The organism is Salinimicrobium oceani (genome assembly GCF_012037645.1).
Genome location: NZ_JAAVJR010001243.1, coordinates 1 through 339, shown reverse-complemented (window position 1 = coordinate 339; position 339 = coordinate 1). Strand labels below are relative to the sequence as shown.

The window sequence follows — 339 nt, the reverse complement described above, 5'->3', positions numbered from 1 at the left end:
ATTACGATTTCGTCTATGACCAGGTAGTGATCTATGGAGAATTGCTTTCTACCACTATTGTGAGTCATTATCTAGCTTTCCGAGGAATCAAAAATGAACTACTGGACGCGAGAAACTGCATTAGAACAGACAGTACCTACAGGGATGCCCAGGTGCAATGGGAAGAAACCCAGGCACAGATCAATTTGCGGGTGAATCCTCAAAACCTTACGATCACCCAGGGGTTTATTGGGGCAGATCCAAATAACTTTTCAACCACTTTGGGCAGGGAAGGTAGTGACTATACCGCCGGAATTTTCGCCTATTGCCTTAATGCCGACAGCGTCACTATATGGAAAG

At 45.1% G+C, this 339-nt stretch carries 1 protein-coding gene; it reads left to right on the top strand.

The features are described from left to right. On the top strand, positions 1 to 339 hold a 339-nt coding region (locus HC175_RS21660; RefSeq protein ID WP_438865977.1), incomplete at both ends, for an amino acid kinase family protein.